We start from the raw sequence: 19,198 nt of genomic DNA on the forward strand, positions 1-19,198 counted from the left end.
AATATAGTAAAAATAGAAACATGACGAAAGCAGATATCGTATCGAAAATTTCAGACAAATCTGGTATAGAAAAGACAGATGTTTTAGCAACAGTTGAGGCGTTTATGACTGAAGTTAAAGATGCATTGGAAAATGGGGATAACGTTTATTTAAGAGGTTTTGGTAGTTTTATTATTAAAACTAGAGCAGAGAAAACAGGTAGAAATATTTCAAAAAATACGACTATTAAAATTCCAGCACACAACATTCCAGCTTTTAAACCAGCGAAAACTTTTACTGAAGGAGTAAAAAATAAAGTAGCTGTTAAGTAACACAATATTAATCTAAGCCGAATAGGTTTAAAAAACAAAAGAACATTATGCCAAGTGGTAAAAAAAGAAAGAGAGCAAAAATCTCTACACACAAAAGAAAGAAAAGAGCTAGAGCAAATAGACACAAGAAAAAGTAAGCAAATGCTTACTTTTTCGTTTATTGTTTAGCGAAAAAAATCAATTAAAAAAAGTTCATTGACATCCGAAGATTTACACGCTGTGTAAAGCAGTAAATCTTCTCACGGTATTACAAATACCTGACAATATTAATCCATCTGCACAATGAAGTGTAGATTAAAACCATTTCAGTATGAAAACAGAATTAATAATTCGTTCAAATTCATCTGATATTGATTTTGCCTTATTAAGAGATGGAAAACTTATTGAATTAAATAATGAAACAACTGGTAATAAATTTTCTGTTGGCGATATTTTTTTAGCCAAAATAGGAAAGGTATTAACAGGTTTAAATGCAGCCTTTGTAAATGTAGGATACCCAAAAGACGGGTTTTTACATTATCATGATTTAGGTGCGCAAGTAAACTCATTAAATACGTTCATTAAGAAAGTAAGCACAGGTAGGTATAAAGAATTCACTTTAAAAAACTTCCGATTTGAGGAAGAAATTAACAAAGACGGTAGTATAAATAAGGTACTAAAAACAGGTCAAAACCTTTTAGTACAAATTGTAAAAGAGCCAATTTCTACAAAAGGCCCAAGATTAAGTTCAGAGCTTTCAATAGCTGGTAGATTTTTGGTATTAGTTCCTTTTTCTAACAGAGTTTCAGTTTCTCAAAAAATTGAAGACCCAAAAGAAAAAGAACGATTAAAAAGATTAGCAAAAAGCATAAAACCAAAAGGTTTTGGCGTTATTTTAAGAACTGTTGCCGAAGGAAAAAAGGTGGCGGAATTAGATAAAGATTTGCAAAACTCATTAGAACGTTGGAAAACAATGTGTAAAAGCATAGCTAACACAAATACACCAACAAAAATTTTGAGCGAATTAAACAGGGCGTCTTCTATTTTAAGAGACGTTATGAATGAAACTTTTACAAGTATTGTAACAAATGATGAAACTTTGAAAGTAGAAATTAAAGAATATCTACAAGAGATTTATCCTGAAAAAGAAAAAATAGTAAAGTTGCACAAGTCTGAAACTCCAATTTTTGAAAAATATGGAATAGAAAGACAAATAAAAACATCGTTTGGTAAAACAGTTTCTATGAGCAGAGGTGCGTATCTAGTAATAGAGCACACAGAAGCTTTACACGTTATTGATGTTAATAGCGGAAACCGTTCTAATAAAGCAGGCTCTCAAGAAGATACAGCATTAGAAGTAAATTTAATTTCAGCTACAGAAATAGCACGTCAATTGCAATTGCGTGATATGGGCGGGATTATAGTTGTTGATTTTATTGATATGCATAAGGCTGAAAACAGAAACAAACTGTATCAGCACTTAAAAGAGCAAATGGCTTTAGATAGAACAAAACATAAAATATTACCTCCAAGTAAATTTGGTTTGGTGCAAATTACAAGACAAAGGGTTAGACCAGAGTTAAGTATAAAAACTACCGAAGCCAACCCAAATAAAAATGGAGATGTAGAAGCGCCAATTGTCTTATTAGACAAAATTCAAGCAGATTTAGAAAAATTTATTTCTAATCCAAAAAATAAAAAGATACAATTACACTTGCATCCTTTTATCGCTGCTTATTTATTAAAAGGCGTAAATTCTATTCGTTTTAAATGGTATTTAAAACACAAAAAGTGGATTACTATTATACCTAGAGATGCTTACACATACTTACATTATAGATTTAAATCTCCTAGAGATTAATTTTTATACTCGTAAAAGGCAATAATTTTTTATCAAAAAAACCCGTAACTTTTAAAGTTACGGGTTTTTCTATTTTATAAAGTTATGTTTACTTTTTCTCTTTAATTAAATACATATAAACAGGGTAATGATCTGAATAACCACCAGTATACCCACCATTAGAAAAACTTCTAAAGGGATAACCTTTAAATTTCCCCTTTTTATCACTTAAAAAGCGTTTATTAAAAATCATCGCTTGAAACATTTTGTAATTAGAAAAATCTTTTTTGCCTCTATCTAATAATGGTGATGAAATTAAAATCATATCAAAAAGGTTCAAATTGTCTCTGTAAGCTAGGGTGTTAAAACCTCTCATATAAAGATCCTCATACGGATTGTAAATATCGTTTTTCCCTACATTTTTCTTTTTTCTTTTTGTTTTTAAAATGTTTTTAAAACTAGAGTTTATAGGGTCATCATTAAAATCACCTAAAATAAGAATTTTAGCGTTTGGGTCGTTTTCCCTAATTTGATCAATAATTTTTGTGTTTTGATATGCGGCTTTCTCACGTAAAGGCCTGCTCTTTGCTTCACCACCACTTCTAGATGGCCAATGATTTACAATAACATGAATTAATTCATCATCTAAATAACCAGAAACTAATAACTGATCTCTGGTATATACTTTAAAAGTATTTTTATAAATATTAGGATTAAAAGCTTCATGATATATAGGTTTAAAATACTTTTTTTGATATAATAAGGCTACATCAATTCCGCGTTTGTCAGGCGAATCGTAATGTATTATTCCATAATTATTTTTTACTAAATGCTTATTTTTAACCAAATCTTCTATAACACCTAGGTTCTCTACTTCGGAAACCCCGATAATTGCAGGACTCGTATTTGCTTTATCTAATCCTATTTGTGCAATCGTACTTGCTAGCTTATCAATCTTGTCCCAATAAACTTTGGACCTGTTTGATTTTAACTCCATCATCGGGCTAGCTTCATCATTAATAGAAGTGTCATTTATAGTGTCAAAAAGGTTTTCTAAATTGTAAAAAGCAATGGTTCTAATCGAGTATTTATTTTGATTTTTCTGTGAAAAAGTGACACATATAGTGAACATTAAGAGAAATAGTAAATAGGTTTTCTTCTTCATTTTTTTAGTTTTTATTAACCACAAACTTACAGAACAAAAAGCATCATTAAAAATAAAAAATTCTTTTGGCTGTCTTTTTTTAACTAAAAATCAGTAGTTTTACTTTGCTATAAAATTGAAAAAGAAAAAATTATGAATAAAACTATTATATTAATAGTTCTGTTTCTGTTGTGCTTTACAACAATATATTCCCAAAATATTATAATAGGAATTGTCGTAGATAATAATTCTGAAAGCCCATTATCGAATGTCTTTGTGCGTGTTAAAAACACAAATGTTACTACTAAATCAGATATAAATGGCTTCTTTCATTTAAAAGATCTTTCCAACGGAAGCTACGTTTTAGAAATTAAATTTAATGGATTTGAAACTCAGAATTTTCCTATAGAACTCTCTGGAAAGACCTTGGATTTAGGTTCAATCATTTTATACAAAGATATTACAGAGGAACAAGATATAAGTATTATTACAATTACAGATGATGAATTAAATAATGATGCAAGTGCTGCCGATAATATCTCTGGACTTTTGCATGCTTCAAAAGATATTTTTTTAAGAACTGCTGCTTTTGAGTTTAGTTCTTCTTTTTTTAGAATAAAAGGATTGGATTCTGGAAACGGTAAAGTTTTAATTAACGGAATTGAAATGAACAAGGTTTATGATGGCAGGGCGCAATGGAGCAATTGGGGCGGGCTCAATGATGTTTTAAGGAATCAAGAATTTAGTAATGGTTTATCCCCGTCTAATTTTACTTTTGGAGGTGTTTTAGGATCTACAAACATGGATACGAGAGCTTCGCAGCAAAGACCTGGAACAAGAATCTCTTATTCTTCATCCAATAGAAGTTATGAGCATAGAGTTATGGCAACGCATTCTACAGGTATTTCTGAAAAAGGTTGGGCGATGACTTTTTCCGCAAGTAGGAGATTAGGAAACGAAGGTTTTAATGAAGGAACTTCTTACAATGCATATGCTGTTTTCGCATCTATAGAGAAGAAAATTAACGAGAATCACAGTCTAAATTTTACAGGAATTTTTACCCCAAATAGAAGAGGTAAATCTTCGCCTAACACCCAAGAAGTTTTCGATTTAAAAGGAATTAAGTATAATGAGTATTGGGGGAATCTCAATGGAAAAAAACGTAATTCCAGAATAAAAGAAGTTGTAGAACCCATTTTAATGTTCAGTCATTATTGGAATGTTTCAGAAAATGTAACATTACAAACAAATGGATCTTATCAGTTTGGGAAAATAGGAAATAGTCGTTTAGATTTTAACGGAGGCTCAAATCCTAGTCCTTCGTATTACCAAATATTACCAAGTTACTTTCTGAGATATAATGATTTATCCGGTGCCTATAATGCCCAAGAAAACTTTGTAAATAACGGGCAATTAAACTGGGATCGTATTTTTGATGCAAATACCACCAATGCAAGTGTTGCTTTAAACAATGCGTATGTTTTGTATGAGGATAGAAATGATGACAAACAATTTACCATAAATACCATTTACAATGCAGAGATTAATAATAATATTTCTATAAACGGAAAATTAGAATACAAAGGTTTACGTTCTAAAAATTTTGCAGAAGTTCTCGACTTATTAGGAGGAGTCGGCTATTTAGACATCAATAATTTTGCAGATACAGAAGTGCAAATGCAAAATGATGTATTAAATCCAAACAGAGTTGTTGGTGTTGGTGATAAATTTAGATATAATTTTAATTTAAGTTCAGTTCTAATTAATGCTTTTGCACAGGTACAGTTTAAATACAATAAAATAGATTTTTATGCAGCTGCAAAGATTTCTAAAATAACAAATCAAAGAGAAGGTTTGTATCAAAATGGTCGTTTTGAAAATAGTTCTTTTGGGAAATCAGAGAAATTAAATTTCATTAACTATGGTATAAAAACAGGCGCAACGTATAAAATTAATGGGCGTAATTTAATAGATGCAAATTTTGCTTATTTAACGCAAGCGCCAACCATTAGAAACTCTTTTTCTAATGCTAGAGAGAATAACAATATAGTTAATGATTTACAGAGTGAAAAAGTATTTTCTTCGGATGTAAGTTATATTAGAAGAGGTCCGATAATTACTTCTAGAGTAACCACTTACTATACCGAGATAGAGGATGCAACTGAAATTTCTTTTTATTTTGCTGATGGAGTTGGAGGAGATAACACTGCTTTTGTTCAGGAAATTTTATCGGGGATTGAAAAGAAACAGCTTGGACTAGAATTTGGTTTAGAAGCACAAGTTACGCCAACCATAAAATTAAAAGGAGCAGCTTCTATTGGTAGTTTTACCTATGCTAATAATCCTGATTTGTATCTTACTTCAGACGTTACAAATGAAGGAATTTTTGATGAAAACGGTCGTTCAGGAAATTACATATCAAATTTAAAAAACTATAAAATTGCAGCAGGACCTCACACTGCACATTCTGTTGGTTTTGAATATAGAGACCCAAATTATTGGTGGATTGGTGCAACGGTAAATTTCTTTAGCAACACTTTTGTAGATATTGCACCATTAACAAGATCCAGTAATTTTTATACAGATGCAGATGGTTTAACATTTCCGGATTATGATATAGAGGTTGCTAGAGAGCTTTTGCAGCAAGAAAAATTTAATAATTATAAAGTTGTAAACCTTGTTGGAGGAAAATCTTGGAAGATAGAGAGATATTACATTAGTGCATTCGCAACGGTAAATAACCTACTAAATACGGAGTATAAATCTGGAGGATTTGAGCAAGGTAGAAATGCAAATTATAATGAATTAAGAGCTGATAAAGCGCTAAACAAACCTGTTTTTGGTAATAAATATTGGTATGGAAGAGGCACAACCTACTTTATGAATGTGAATATTAGTTTTTAAAAAAAAATAAATTGAAATGAAAAAAAATAAAGCAAGCATCTTATTCATTATTTTTATAACAAGTATGTTTTTTATTACCTGTGTAGAAGATAATGATTTTACAGTACCCCAAAATTTAGGAGCTGAAGAGAATCTAAAATTAGAGACAATTAGAGACAGTATTCAAAACAATCAATTAGAATTAAAATCGATAAAAGATTTAAAAAGTTTATATAATTCAGGTAATGATCCTATAAAAATAGTTTCCGATATTATCGTAAAAGGATATGTTATCTCTTCGGATGCTAAAGGTAATTATTTTAGAGAATTTTATATGCAGGATGCAGCTGAAAACCCGACGGCAGGAATTAAAATAGCCATTAATTTAACTAATAGTTATAATAAATTTAACTTCGGAAGAGAAGTTTATATTCGTTTAAAAGGCTTGTATATCGGTGAAGTTAATTCCGGTGATGGCATAATTACAATTGGTGGAAAAGTTAGTACAACGGATGTAAAAGAAATACAAAGTGTTGCTTTAAATCAAATGAATACTCATTTTTTTCGTTCTAAGGAAACAGCAATAATTATTCCAAAAGAAGTTTCTTTAGCAGGTTTAAGCGCTTCAGATATTGGTACATTTATAACCGTAAAAGGCGTCTTCTTTCCATCTAATTTAGAAGGGAAAACGTATGTAGATCCAACAGAAGATTTTGATACACAGCGTAAAATACAAACTTGTCAAACAGTGGGTTATGCAGATTTATTGTTAGAGACTAGTTCGTTTGCAAGTTTTGCAAATAAGGCATTACCTGTTGGAGGCGGTACCATAAATGCAGTTGTTTCTCAAGATTATAATGGTCATTTTTTAGTGTTAGTTTTAAATTCTACAGAAGATGTTGTAATGTCCGAAGATAGATGTGTAACGCGTTCTGAAAGCGATTTTCCAATCATTTTATTAGAAGAAAATTTTGATAATTTATCTGGAGAAATAAGAATTACAGATTGGTTGAATTATAGAGAAAAAGGCACAAAATCTTGGAGATCTTATTCAGATACGTATGCTCAAAGTAAAGCAGCAAGAGTGGGTTCTAAAAGCTCAGGAGATGCAAGTACAATTACTTGGTTGATTACAAAAGGGATAGATTTAGACACAACTACAGCAGAATTTTTATCCTTTGAAACCTCTAATAGTTTTGCAAACGGAAGTAATTTAGAAGTCTTAATCTCTGCAGATTGGGATGGAACTGAATCAAATATATCCTCTGCAACTTGGAGTGTTTTACCAGCAAAAATAGTTTCTAATGGAGAAGGCTTTAAAAATTGGGTGCATTCTACTTTTGTAAATTTATCAAATTATACTGGTACTGCTTTTATTGCTTTTAGATATGCAGGAAGCGGAAATGTTTATTTTGATGGGACGTATGAATTAGATAATATCACTATTATTGCAGAATAATATTCTTATCATATGAAAAAAATAGAACACATTGGTATTGCTGTAAAAGATCTTAAGGTATCAAATAAATTATTTGCTTCATTATTTGGGGAAGAACATTACAAAGAAGAGGAAGTGATTTCAGAGGGAGTTAAAACCTCTTTTTTTAAAAGTGGGCCTAATAAAATTGAATTACTGCAAGCAACAAACCCAGAAAGTCCCATTGCAAAATTTATCAATAAAAAAGGAGAAGGAATTCATCATATTGCATTTGCAGTTTCAAACATAAAAACGGAAATTGAAAGACTGAAAAAAGAAGGTTTTGTTGTCTTAAATGAAATACCTAAAAAAGGGGCAGATAATAAATTGGTTGCTTTTTTACATCCCAAAACTACAAACGGAGTTTTAATCGAGTTGTGCCAAGAAATAGAATAGTTAAAATACTGCTAACTGTTAATGTCAACTGCATACTAATTATTATCTTGCAATGATTTTAAAAGCAAATACACCATGTCATCTAAGTTTGATTCTTATCAAAAAAGACGCCTGCAATCTTCTTACATTTCAGTTGTAGTTAGTATTGCTTTGGTGCTTTTTATGGTGGGTGTTTTAGGGTTGATTTTATTAAAGTCTACTAAAGTTGCAAATCATGTCAAAGAAAAAGTGGCTATTACACTTTTTATAAAAGACAAGGTAACTCAAAAACAAATAAAATCGTTTAGAGAATCTCTTTTAGAAGAAATTTTCACAAAAAAAGCTATTTATACAAGTAAAACACAAGCAGCAAAAAAATATAGCAAAGAAATTGGTGAAGATTTCCTTGAATTTTTAGGGAGTAATCCTTTGAAAAATGGAATAGATATTTATCTAAAAGCAGATTTTGTTACACCAGAAAAAATACAAGAATTAGAAAATCGCTTTTTAAAAAATGCATTTGTAGCAGATGTTTCATATGATAAACCTTTAATTAATTTATTAACTAAAAATATTAAAAGAATCAGTTTTTGGCTATTCGTCTTCAGTGGTTTTTTTAGTCTAGTCGCAATGATTTTAATTAATAGTTCCATAAGATTGTCTATTTACTCAAAACGATTTAATATAAAAACCATGCAAATGGTGGGCGCAACAAAACGGTTTATCAGAAAGCCATTTATTTGGAGAAGTATAAAATTAGGAATGATTGGCGCTTTATTCGCTTTGATAGGGCTGGCATTTGTAATTTATTATGTAGATAAATACATACCAGGTTTAGAACTTTTAAAAGATTACTTTTCGTTAGGATATTTAGTTGGTGGTGTACTTTTATCAGCCTTTATAATTACGTGGGTAAGCACATTCTTTGCCACACAGCGCTTTTTAAATTTAAAAACAGACGAACTTTATTATTAAAATATGCAAAAAGAAAATAATCAAAAAAAAGAATTTCTCTTTGGTCAAAAGAACTATAGAATCATGCTTGTTGGCATCGTTTTTATTGCTTTCGGATTTATTTTCATGTCCGGAGGTGGAAGTGATAATCCAGAGGTTTTTAATGAAGAAATATATAACTGGCAGCGTATACGATTAGCGCCAACTTTGGTAATTATTGGATTGGTAATAGAAATTTATGCTATTTTTGCCAAACCAAAAAAATAAATATGAATTTATTAGAGACGATCATTCTAGCTGTAATTGAAGGAATCACAGAGTTTTTACCGGTATCATCAACAGGTCACATGATTATAGCATCATCTTTTATGCGAATTGCAACGGATGATTTTACCAAACTTTTTACTATTGTTATTCAATTAGGGGCCATTTTATCCGTGGTCGTTTTATATTGGAAACGTTTTTTTCAAAGTTTTGATTTTTATTTTAAACTATTAGTGGCATTTATACCGGCAGTTGTTTTAGGCTTATTATTAAATGATGTAATAGATAGTTTATTAGAAAGCCCAATTACTGTGGCAATTTCTTTAATAATAGGAGGTTTCATTCTATTAAAAGTTGATGAATGGTTTAAGGGAAATGAAGAATTTGATGAGAAAAATCCAAATGAACACACAGAAATAAGTTATGCGAATGCTTTAAAAATTGGTTTTTTTCAATGTTTAGCGATGATTCCTGGTACCTCGAGAAGTGGAGCAAGTATTGTAGGAGGAATGACGCAAAAAATTAATAGAAAAACTGCAGCAGAATTTTCTTTCTTTTTGGCAGTTCCAACAATGTTGGGAGCTACTGCAAAAAAAAGTTACGACTATTATAAAGCAGGTTTCGAACTTTCTTCAGATCAAATTAATTATCTAATTATTGGTAATATTGTAGCTTTTATAGTTGCTTTAATCGCGATTAAATCTTTTATTGATTATTTAAGTAGAAAAGGGTTTAAAATTTTTGGTTACTATAGAATTATTTTAGGAATTACATTGTTAATCATTCATTTTTTCATTTATAGATTAACCATTTAATTTTTTTTGATGAATATTGAAGAGTATCAAAAAGGTCAGGTTTTATTGATTGACAAACCACTTACTTGGACCTCTTTTCAGGTCGTGAACAAACTACGGTGGGAAATAAAACAGCGCTTTAATATTAAGAAAATTAAAGTGGGTCACGCAGGGACTTTAGATCCTTTAGCAACAGGTCTGTTAATTATTTGCACAGGAAAACAGACGAAAGAAATTCATACCTATCAAAATCAAGTAAAAGAGTATACAGGTACATTTACTTTAGGTGCAACCACTCCAAGTTACGATTTAGAAACAGAAATCGATCAAAAATTTCCGACAGAACATATTACTGAAGATTTATTAAAAGAAACTACAAAACAATTTATTGGTGATATTCAACAAAAACCACCTATTTTTTCTGCAATTAAAAAAGATGGAAAACGTTTATACGAATTGGCAAGAAAAGGCGAGACTACAGAAATTAAAGCCAGGATCGTTAAGGTTTTAGAATTCGAAATTACTACTATTAATCTGCCAAAAGTAGACTTTAAAGTAGTTTGTAGTAAAGGAACCTACATTCGTTCTTTAGCTTCCGATTTTGGAAATGCATTAAATTCTGGTGCGCATTTATCAGCATTAAGAAGAACAAAAATCGGTGATTTTTCTGTTGATAAATCAAATTCTATTGAGGGTTTTATTAAAAGTCTAAAAGTGGAATAGTTTTTGTCTCCAAGGTTGTGACAAAAGCTATTTTATGAAAAAAAATCTATCTTTAATCTTCTTATTTATCACATTACTATCTTCATCTCAACAAAAATTTGGGAAATCTTTTATTACAGGTACTTTTAATTTTACGCTTGGTATAAATGAAAATTACACCATAAATAATGAGGAAGGTGAATATCTTATTGAACCAGCTGCAATTTTTTTAAGAACAGGTTTTGGCTATGAATTTAAAAAAAGGGTTGCTATTAGTTTTAATGCTGGATTTGATTATCATTGGAATTATGCTGTAAGTGCTTTTCCAACTTATGGGACTATAAAGTACAATATTACTGAAGATGAAGGGGATACTTTTTTTATTGAAGGGAGTTATGGTAAAATGTGGCGACCCTCATCTAATTATCCAGATGGAAAGTATTATAGTTTTGGAATTGGATCTCAAGTAGCAGGTGGTGATAGATGGAATACAATTTTAAGATTAGATTTTCACAGAAAAAGTATTTATGGTTTTGAAAACAATAGGTTAGATAGTGTTTCCTTAGGGATAGGATTTTCTTTCTTTTAAAATAAAAAGGATTTATATTTAAATTTTTTTACAAAAAAAATCCTGAGTTTTACCTCAGGATTTATATATAAGTCTACTTCTTAAAAGATTATTTCTTTTTAGCTAATAAATCTCTTATTTCAGCTAATAAATCTTCTTGACTCGGTCCTTTTGGAGCAACTGGTGCTGGCTCTTCTTTCTTTTTAGTTGCATTTACACCTTTTACAATTATGAACATTACAAAAGCTACAATAATAAAGTCAATTACGTTTGTTAAGAAATCTCCATATAAAACCGCAACTTCTCCAACAACTTTTCCTGTATCTTCAGTAATACCTTCTTTAACAATCCATTTTAAATCTTTGAAATCAGTGTTAAATATCAGGCCAATTAAAGGAGAAACAATTCCTCCTGTAAAAGAAGTTACAACTTGTTTAAAAGCTGCCCCCATAACAAAACCTACCGCAATATCGATAAGGTTACCCTTCATTGCAAAATCTTTAAATTCTTTAAGCATTCCCATTTGTTTTGATTTTTAATATGTTAGAATGCTAAATTAGTGAAATTTATTAATATTTTAACGTTTTTTTAACACGCTGTGAAATTGCAGTTAAGGTTTCATAAACAATAGTTTCAGAAATATTAGCAATATTTTGTATCATTTCTTGATTATTAAAAATGATAACTTTATCACCTTCTTTGCACTCAATCTTTGTAACATCAACCATAATCATATCCATACAGACATTACCAATAATAGGTACTTTTTTATTGTTGATGAGTACATGCCCTTTTTTATTACCTAATCTTCTAGATATTCCATCTGCGTGACCAATCGGTATTGTTGCTGATTTACTTGGTCTTTTTGCAACAAAAGCTCTATTGTAGCCTACCGTTTCTCCGGGCTCAATGAAGTGAATTTGAGAAATAATAGAGGTTAAATTATGTGTGTTATTTAATTGAGAGGTTTCTTCGGTATTATTTCCAAACCCATATAAACCAATGCCAATCCTAACCATATCAAATTGGGCTTTTACATAATTTACAACACCAGATGTATTTAAAATATGAAGCATAGGTTTGTAACCTAAATGCGTGTAAAATTGTTGTGCTATGTATGCAAAATTATTGATTTGATTTGTTGTAAAATCTTTTTCTTCTAAATCTTCACTCGCCGCTAAATGCGAAAATAAAGATTGCACTTTTACGTGATTTGTTTCTTTTAAACTCGTTAAAATTTTAGAAATATCTGCATGCCAAAATCCTAATCTATTTAAACCTGTGTTAAACTTTAAATGAATAGGGTAATTCATTAAAGGAGCTGTATCCGCTAAATTTAAAAAAGCATTAAAAATTTTAAAACTGTATAGATTTGGTTCTAATCTATAATCTACAACAGACTGTAAATTTTGCACTTGAGGGTGTAAAACTAAAATCGGAGCTTTTATTTCTGCTTCACGCAAAGCAATACCTTCAGAAGCATAAGCAACTGCAAAATAATCTACTTTATCTTCTAAAAATTGAGCAACTTTAATGCCATCACTTCCGTAGCCAAAAGCTTTAACAACTGCTAAAATTTTGGTTTTTGGTTGTAGTTTTTGTTTAAAATAATTTAGGTTATGTTCTAAAGCATTTCCATCAATTTCTAAAACAGTTACATGATTATTCATCAGTAGAACTTTCTTTTTTATCAGTAATTCCTTTCTCTTTATTTTTGACAGCTTTAAAATATGCAGCTCTGCTTAAAGGTTCATATTCCTGAGTCTCACCTAACATTACTAATTTGTCATTTTGTGCTTTTCTAAAACTGTAATGTGCTAAGTTACCTGTGTGTGTGCAAACAGCATGTACTTTAGTCACATATTCCGCAGTTGCCATTAAAGCAGGCATTGGGCCAAAAGGATTTCCTTGAAAGTCCATATCTAAACCGGCCACAATTACTCGTATTCCTCGGTTTGCTAAATCATTACAAACAGCAACAATTTCATCATCAAAAAACTGAGCTTCATCAATACCAACAACATCTACATCATTGGCTAACAGCCTAATATTTGAAGAAACCGGTACAGGTGTTGATCTGATTCTATTATCATTATGCGAAACAACTTGCTCTTCATCATAACGCGTATCAAGAGCAGGTTTAAAAATTTCTACACTTTGTTTTGCAAATTGTGCACGCTTTAAACGTCTAATTAATTCTTCTGTTTTACCAGAAAACATAGAGCCACAAATAACTTCTATCCAGCCAAATTGTTCTGTATGATTTACTGTATTTTCAAGAAACATTTTGTAATTTTAGGCGTTTTAGTTTTATAATTTTGTTTTAGTTTGATTGTCAACAAATTTAGCAATATTTAGCTGTAAAAAATAACTTCAATTAACAACTTATGCACAAAAAATTAGAATCAGACTTAATGAGTTTGGCGCACAGTATTTTAAAAATGAAAAATAAAAAAGATGTGTTTGCCTTAAAACAAAAATCTAAAGAGATTTATGAGAAACTATCTATGCTTGCTTTTGTTGAAGAATATGTAAATACAACACCAAATTTAAAAGAATCAAAAGAAGAATTAATAGAAAAAGTGGCACAAGGTTTTGTGTCAAAAGATATTTCTATTTTTGAAGAAGCTACTTCTAACGAGGTTGTTGAAGATGGAGAAAAGATAGTCTATGATCTTGCTGATACGCCTAAAGAAGAATCTGAAATGGAAGAAATTTTAGAGCAACCTTTTGATGAATTAGAAGAAATTAAATTCTCTGAAAATGAAACAGAGCATATAAATGAGGTTATAAAGATTGAAGTAAATAAAACAAAAAGCTTAGAGGAAGAATTACAAGACATAATTTCGGTTGATGTAATGGCAGATTTATTTGAAAATGCCCAACCAAAATCTTTAAATGATAAATTGGTTAATAATATTCAAATTGGTTTAAATGACAGAATTATTTTTGTAAAAAATCTTTTTAATAATCAGCAAGAAGATTATAACAGAGTAATTTCTCAATTAAACACTTTTAAGTCAGAAAAAGAAGCAAAACAATTTATCAATAAGATGATAAAGCCAGACTATAATTGGTCTGAACATGAAGAATTAGAAAAACGTTTTTTAGAAATTATAGAACGTAAATTTGCTTAATTCTATTTGCTATTTAGGTTACGTACAAAAATTTAATTGATAATAATTAATTTCTAATTTTGAAACCCGTTTTAATCCATACACATTTTCATCGCCGTAAAACTGGAGTAACCAGAAGTATAGAAAATTTACTTCCTTTTTTTGATGATGATTTTGAAACATATGTTTATGGTTCAAATATTGATGGAAATAAAATTACCACTTCAAAATTAAAATCAATACTATTTTCTGATTTAAAAACAGTCGTACATTGTCATAGAAATAATGAAATTATAAGAATGCTATGGTATCGTTTTTTAGGTGCAAAATTCAAATTGATTGCAACTAGGCACGCAGAAACTGTGCCTTCAGGGCTCACAAAATATTTGCTTAAAAAAGCGGATAAAGTAATTACGCTCATTAAAAGTATGAGCACTAATTTAGGGATTGATAATACTCTTATTGCTCATGGGGTTAGAGTTGAAGAGTTTGTGCCAAATCTAGAAAAAAGGCTAGAAAAGATTAAACAAGACAATGTTATTTTAAATGCAGGAAGAGTAAGGAAAGCAAAAGGTCAACTTGTTTTACTCGAGGCTGCCAAGGTTCTAAAAGAGCAAAAAAATTGGGCATTAGTTATTGTTGGTAAAGTTGATAAGCCTCTATTTTTAGAAGAATTAAAAACGATTACAAAAAAACATGAAATAGAAAATCAAGTCTATTTTGTTGATGAAACTAGAGATATTATTTCTTATTATCAAGCAGCAAAAATTGTTGTCGCTCCAAGTTTTTCTGAAGGATTTTCTTTAGTAACTGCCGAAGCTATGTCTTGTGAATGCACAGTAATTGCCACAAAAAATGTAGGAGTTCATTCCCAATTAATTACAAATGGTAAAAATGGGTATTTGTTTGAAGCAGGAAATTCTCCGGCGTTAGAGCTACTTTTATTTAAATTGATGAAAAATCAAATTTCACATTTGGGGAAACAAGGAAGAGAAGAAATTGTACAGAATTGGAGTGCAAAAAAAGAAGCACAAAATTTAATAGAACTTTATAAATTATGGTAAAAAAAATATTCTTTTTGGCGTTTTTTATAGTTTTAGTGGGATGTAAATCAACCCACAAAATTCAGGGATTTTCGAAAAAGGATATTCCTTCAAAACCTAATTATAATAATGAGAAAAATTGGGCAGTTTTACCAAATTCTTCTTTTGAAGAATTAAAAGAATTTACTTCTAAAGAAATAGATACTTTACAAGCAGATGTTTTTTATGTGTATCCAACTTTAAATACAGAAAATGATGATTTACGGTGGAATGTTCCTGTAGAGGATATTGAGCAGCAGAATAAAGTTTTAAACAAAGCGGTTTTATTTCAAGCTTCGGCATTTGCAACTTCAGGTAAATTGTACGTTCCTTATTATAGACAAGCACATTTACGTTCTTATAAGATGTTAGAAAACGGAGGAGACAAGGCGTTACTTTTAGCTTATTCTGATGTTAAAAAAGCTTTTGAAGTTTATTTAAAAAACTACAATAAAGGTAGACCAATTATCATTGCAAGTCACAGTCAAGGCTCTACACATGCCAAATTTTTATTAAGAGATTTTTTTGATAACAAACCTTTGCAAGAAAAATTGATAGCGGCATATATTGTTGGCACAGTCCTAAAATCAGATTTGTTTTCAACTTTAAAGCCAATGACAAAACCAAATGAAATAGGAGGTTTTGTTGGTTGGAATACATTTAAGAAAGGCAATTATCCGAAGAAAAGAGATGTTTATAAAGGTAGTGTTACAACAAACCCTATAACTTGGGACGATGCAAAAACTACAGAATTATATGAACACAAGGGGTTTTTATATTCTAATAAAAAGATATATAAAAATGTATTAAAAATAGAAATTACAGATGGATTGGTTTGGAGTACAAACCCTAAATTTCCAATGCGATTTTTTATGTCTTTTATGAAAAATTATCATGTTGGTGATATTAATCTTTTTTGGCAGGATATTAGAGAAAATGCAGAATTAAGAACTAAAACCTGGTTAGCGGAAAATAAATAATGTAACAAAGTCTTTTTGTAATCGTCTAAAAATAAAACGAATAAAATGAAACGACTTACTGTAATTATCTCTGCTTTTTTTATAATAACTGTATCTGCTCAAGAAGAAGCTTTTAAAAAATTTTATAAAGTAAATAAGGACAAATCAGCTTTTTCAATCAATTTATCAACTTCATTGGCAGGTTCCTTTTTAGACGATGAAGATGAAGAGAGTTTGTCAACTTTAATTAAAAAATCGAGCAACTTCAAGTTAATGGTTTTTGATAATGAAGATGATACCGTATCGAAGAATTTTAAAAAGTTTACAAGAAAAAACAGATTAAAAACTTTGGCTCGCGTTAAAGATAAGGGAGGTAAAGCAGAATTCTTTTTTATTGAAATAAATAAATTTATAACAGAAATTATTATAAGAGCCAATAGTAATAATGATAAACTCGTTTTATTCGGTTTAAAAACAAAAATCACTAAAGATGAGTTGGCGTCAGTATTTTCTTCTTCCGATGTAAAAATTTCATCAAAATAAAACTTAAAGAAAGAGAAGGTTTAACCGATTTTCTCTTTTAAGGCTTGAACAACTTTTTTACTATTTCCAATAAAAATTTCATTATTTAAAATAAAAACAGGGCGTTTTAAAAACGTATATTCATCTAAAATATATTGTTTATAATCAGTTTCAGACAATATTTGATTTTTTAAATCCATAGCTTTATAGAGTTTTGCCCGTTTGTTAAACAACGCTTCGTAACTTCCAGAAAGTTGGTGCATTTCATCTAGTTGAGAAACTGAAACGTTATTTGCCTTTATTTCTTGACGCTCAAAACCATCAGTATTTACCTCTTTAAGAATTCTTCTGCAAGTATCACAAGTTTGTAAAAAATATACTTTCTTCATTTTTATGGATTATATTTACACTTCAAAATTACACATAAAAATGAAAATACAATTTGATATTTTACGAAAATCTAGAGAGCTTATTTTAAAAGAACTAGAAGGGTTAACCCTAGATCAAATTCATGAGATTCCTGAAGGATTTAAGAATAATATAGCTTGGAATGTAGCGCATTTAGTAGTTACACAACAATTGTTGCATTACAAATTTTCAGATTTAAATTGTTTGTGTCCGGATAATTTAATTGATGATTATAAAAAAGGAACTGCACCAACTAAAATTTTCACGGTAGAAGAATTTGACGAAGTGAAAGAACTATTGATGGGTTTGCCAGATACTTTAGAAGAAGATTTCGAAGCAGGTATTTTTGAGAATTATAATGACTATCCAACAAGTACGGGTTTCGTTTTAAGCTCGATAGAAACGGCAATCGCATTTAATAATTTTCATGAGGGCATTCACTATGGAATTATTAGAGCTATCAAAAAATTCATATAATTTTATATGGATTACTTTTTTATGCACTTAGAATTATAAAAATTTACATAGATTTTATTTATTGTTTACTTTTTGGAACATTGATCTGGCCAAAAGATAAAATAGCTGTTCTAGGTATTATGAAAAAATTCACAAAATAATTTGAAAACTATTTTTTGATAGTTTGTAATTTGTAAGACTTAAAAAATGAAATTCAATACAAAAACTATCCAAGGAGGACAAAAACACGAAGAAGCTACAGGCTCAGTAATTCCACCAATTTTTCAAACATCTACTTATAAACAATCTAGTTTTGGGGTAGCACAAGAATACAATTATTCAAGAGGGGCAAACCCAACGAGAACTGCTCTAGAAGATAGTTTTGCTTCTATTGAAAATGGAACACATGGTTTTGCATTTTCTTCTGGTTTGGCAGCAATAGATTGTGTTCTCCGAACACTAAATCCTGGCGATGAAGTTATTGCAGGAAACGATTTGTATGGAGGAACTTACAGAATGTTTACACAACTATTCCAAAAATACGGACTAGAGTTTACCTATGTAGATATAGATTCTGGAGAAAATATATTAAAAGAAATTACAGAAAGAACAAAATTAGTTTGGTTGGAAACACCAACAAATCCATTAATGAAAATTGCTGATATCGAAGCAATTTGTTCTGCAGTAAAAGAAGTCAATGTAGACATTTTAATTGCTGTAGATAATACATTTGCAACACCATATTTACAAAGGCCTTTAGATTTAGGGGCAGACATTGTAATGCATTCTGTAACAAAATATTTAGGAGGACATTCAGATTTGTTAATGGGTGCTTTAATTGTAAAAGAAGCAAAATTAGCTGATGAATTAAATTTTATTCAATTTGCCGCTGGGGCTATTGCAGGACCTATGGATTCTTTCTTAGCATTAAGAGGCATAAAAACCTTACATGTTAGAATGCAAAGACATTGTGAAAACGCTAGCGCAGTAGCTAGTTTTTTAAAGAAAAACCCTAAGATTGGGGCCGTCTATTATCCTGGCTTAGAAGATCATCCAAATCATGAAGTGGCTAAAAAACAGATGAAGGATTTTGGTGGAGTCGTTTCTTTCCGTTTAAAAGACGGCAGTAGAGAAGCTACTTTTAAATTTTTAGAAAGCATTAAATTCTTTACGTTAGCGGAATCTTTAGGAGGTGTAGAAAGTATGGTAAATCATTCGGCAACAATGTCGCATGCATCCATGCCAGAAGAAGCACGCTTAAAAATAGGGATTACGGATTCTTTAATACGACTAAGTGTTGGTATTGAAGATGTAGAAGATTTATTAGCAGATTTAGAACAAGCGTTAAATCATTAAAAACGAAA

21 protein-coding genes are annotated in these 19,198 nt (G+C 30.1%); 16 read left to right on the forward strand and 5 right to left on the reverse strand.

Annotation, left to right across the window (positions count from 1 at the left end; genetic code table 11):
• Positions 1 to 20 precede the first annotated feature (20 nt).
• Positions 21 to 311: an HU family DNA-binding protein gene (locus ATE90_RS00475; protein ID WP_015481675.1), complete on the forward strand. Its 291-nt coding sequence runs from the start codon at positions 21 to 23 to the stop codon at positions 309 to 311.
• Positions 312 to 621: 310 nt separating this feature from the next.
• Complete coding sequence (locus tag ATE90_RS00480; RefSeq protein WP_036782590.1) at positions 622 to 2,151, forward strand: Rne/Rng family ribonuclease; 1,530 nt, start codon at positions 622 to 624, stop codon at positions 2,149 to 2,151.
• A gap of 88 nt (positions 2,152 to 2,239) precedes the next feature.
• Here ATE90_RS00480 and ATE90_RS00485 read toward each other — a convergent pair whose 3' ends face one another.
• Positions 2,240 to 3,295, reverse strand: coding sequence for an endonuclease/exonuclease/phosphatase family protein (locus ATE90_RS00485; RefSeq protein ID WP_036782592.1), 1,056 nt, complete (start codon positions 3,293 to 3,295; stop codon positions 2,240 to 2,242).
• A 132-nt stretch (positions 3,296 to 3,427) separates the two neighbouring features.
• Here ATE90_RS00485 and ATE90_RS00490 point away from each other — a divergent pair, with 132 nt between their 5' ends.
• The 8 genes from ATE90_RS00490 to ATE90_RS00525 all read left to right on the forward strand — a co-directional run bounded on the left by ATE90_RS00490 (position 3,428) and on the right by ATE90_RS00525 (position 11,312).
• Positions 3,428 to 6,178, forward strand: coding sequence for a carboxypeptidase-like regulatory domain-containing protein (locus tag ATE90_RS00490; RefSeq protein ID WP_036782595.1), 2,751 nt, complete (start codon positions 3,428 to 3,430; stop codon positions 6,176 to 6,178).
• 16 nt (positions 6,179 to 6,194) lie between these two features.
• A complete protein-coding gene (locus tag ATE90_RS00495) occupies positions 6,195 to 7,616 on the forward strand; it encodes a DUF5689 domain-containing protein (RefSeq protein ID WP_101450577.1) in 1,422 nt (473 codons plus the stop codon).
• A 12-nt stretch (positions 7,617 to 7,628) separates the two neighbouring features.
• The gene (gene mce / locus ATE90_RS00500) at positions 7,629 to 8,030 is read left to right on the forward strand and encodes a methylmalonyl-CoA epimerase (RefSeq protein WP_036782600.1); all 402 of its coding nucleotides are present in this window, start codon (positions 7,629 to 7,631) and stop codon (positions 8,028 to 8,030) included.
• A 75-nt stretch (positions 8,031 to 8,105) separates the two neighbouring features.
• Positions 8,106 to 8,984, forward strand: coding sequence for a cell division protein FtsX (locus ATE90_RS00505; RefSeq protein ID WP_036782602.1), 879 nt, complete (start codon positions 8,106 to 8,108; stop codon positions 8,982 to 8,984).
• A gap of 3 nt (positions 8,985 to 8,987) precedes the next feature.
• Positions 8,988 to 9,230: a DUF3098 domain-containing protein gene (locus ATE90_RS00510; RefSeq protein WP_036782603.1), complete on the forward strand. Its 243-nt coding sequence runs from the start codon at positions 8,988 to 8,990 to the stop codon at positions 9,228 to 9,230.
• Between the two features lie 2 nt (positions 9,231 to 9,232).
• Complete coding sequence (locus ATE90_RS00515) at positions 9,233 to 10,042, forward strand: undecaprenyl-diphosphate phosphatase (RefSeq protein ID WP_036782606.1); 810 nt, start codon at positions 9,233 to 9,235, stop codon at positions 10,040 to 10,042.
• A gap of 9 nt (positions 10,043 to 10,051) precedes the next feature.
• A complete protein-coding gene (truB, locus tag ATE90_RS00520) occupies positions 10,052 to 10,744 on the forward strand; it encodes a tRNA pseudouridine(55) synthase TruB (RefSeq protein WP_036782609.1) in 693 nt (230 codons plus the stop codon).
• Between the two features lie 34 nt (positions 10,745 to 10,778).
• The gene (locus ATE90_RS00525) at positions 10,779 to 11,312 is read left to right on the forward strand and encodes a hypothetical protein (protein WP_036782612.1); all 534 of its coding nucleotides are present in this window, start codon (positions 10,779 to 10,781) and stop codon (positions 11,310 to 11,312) included.
• 88 nt (positions 11,313 to 11,400) lie between these two features.
• Here the strand turns inward: ATE90_RS00525 and mscL are convergent, their stop codons facing one another.
• Genes mscL through ATE90_RS00540 form a run of 3 tightly spaced genes read right to left on the reverse strand, consistent with a single transcriptional unit; the run spans position 11,401 to position 13,577 of the window.
• Positions 11,401 to 11,808, reverse strand: a complete 408-nt coding sequence (gene mscL / locus ATE90_RS00530) for a large conductance mechanosensitive channel protein MscL (protein WP_036787938.1) — start codon at positions 11,806 to 11,808, stop codon at positions 11,401 to 11,403.
• A 52-nt stretch (positions 11,809 to 11,860) separates the two neighbouring features.
• A complete protein-coding gene (gene alr / locus ATE90_RS00535; protein WP_036782615.1) occupies positions 11,861 to 12,961 on the reverse strand; it encodes an alanine racemase in 1,101 nt (366 codons plus the stop codon).
• Entirely contained in the window at positions 12,954 to 13,577 is a 624-nt protein-coding gene (locus ATE90_RS00540; protein ID WP_036782618.1) for a thymidine kinase, read from the reverse strand. Before ATE90_RS00540 ends, alr begins: the two co-directional genes overlap by 8 nt.
• 101 nt (positions 13,578 to 13,678) lie before the next feature.
• Between ATE90_RS00540 and ATE90_RS00545 the strand changes: the two genes are divergently transcribed.
• The 4 genes from ATE90_RS00545 to ATE90_RS00560 are packed head-to-tail and all read left to right on the forward strand — an operon-like array spanning position 13,679 to position 16,991.
• Complete coding sequence (locus ATE90_RS00545) at positions 13,679 to 14,428, forward strand: hypothetical protein (protein WP_036782621.1); 750 nt, start codon at positions 13,679 to 13,681, stop codon at positions 14,426 to 14,428.
• Positions 14,429 to 14,487: 59 nt separating this feature from the next.
• The gene (locus tag ATE90_RS00550) at positions 14,488 to 15,471 is read left to right on the forward strand and encodes a glycosyltransferase family 4 protein (RefSeq protein WP_036782623.1); all 984 of its coding nucleotides are present in this window, start codon (positions 14,488 to 14,490) and stop codon (positions 15,469 to 15,471) included.
• On the forward strand, positions 15,465 to 16,469 hold the full coding sequence (locus tag ATE90_RS00555; protein WP_036782625.1) for a DUF3089 domain-containing protein: 1,005 nt from the start codon (positions 15,465 to 15,467) through the stop codon (positions 16,467 to 16,469). Before ATE90_RS00550 ends, ATE90_RS00555 begins: the two co-directional genes overlap by 7 nt.
• Before the next feature lie 45 nt (positions 16,470 to 16,514).
• Positions 16,515 to 16,991, forward strand: coding sequence for a DUF4252 domain-containing protein (locus ATE90_RS00560; protein ID WP_036782628.1), 477 nt, complete (start codon positions 16,515 to 16,517; stop codon positions 16,989 to 16,991).
• A 20-nt stretch (positions 16,992 to 17,011) separates the two neighbouring features.
• Here ATE90_RS00560 and ATE90_RS00565 read toward each other — a convergent pair whose 3' ends face one another.
• Complete coding sequence (locus ATE90_RS00565; protein WP_036782631.1) at positions 17,012 to 17,359, reverse strand: arsenate reductase family protein; 348 nt, start codon at positions 17,357 to 17,359, stop codon at positions 17,012 to 17,014.
• A gap of 40 nt (positions 17,360 to 17,399) precedes the next feature.
• Here ATE90_RS00565 and ATE90_RS00570 point away from each other — a divergent pair, with 40 nt between their 5' ends.
• On the forward strand, positions 17,400 to 17,855 hold the full coding sequence (locus ATE90_RS00570) for a DinB family protein (protein WP_036787939.1): 456 nt from the start codon (positions 17,400 to 17,402) through the stop codon (positions 17,853 to 17,855).
• A 186-nt stretch (positions 17,856 to 18,041) separates the two neighbouring features.
• Entirely contained in the window at positions 18,042 to 19,190 is a 1,149-nt protein-coding gene (locus ATE90_RS00575; protein WP_091955401.1) for a cystathionine gamma-synthase, read from the forward strand.
• Positions 19,191 to 19,198: the final 8 nt, after the last annotated feature.

It is taken from the genome of Polaribacter sp. Hel1_33_96, assembly GCF_002846595.1.
Classification (GTDB): domain Bacteria; phylum Bacteroidota; class Bacteroidia; order Flavobacteriales; family Flavobacteriaceae; genus Polaribacter.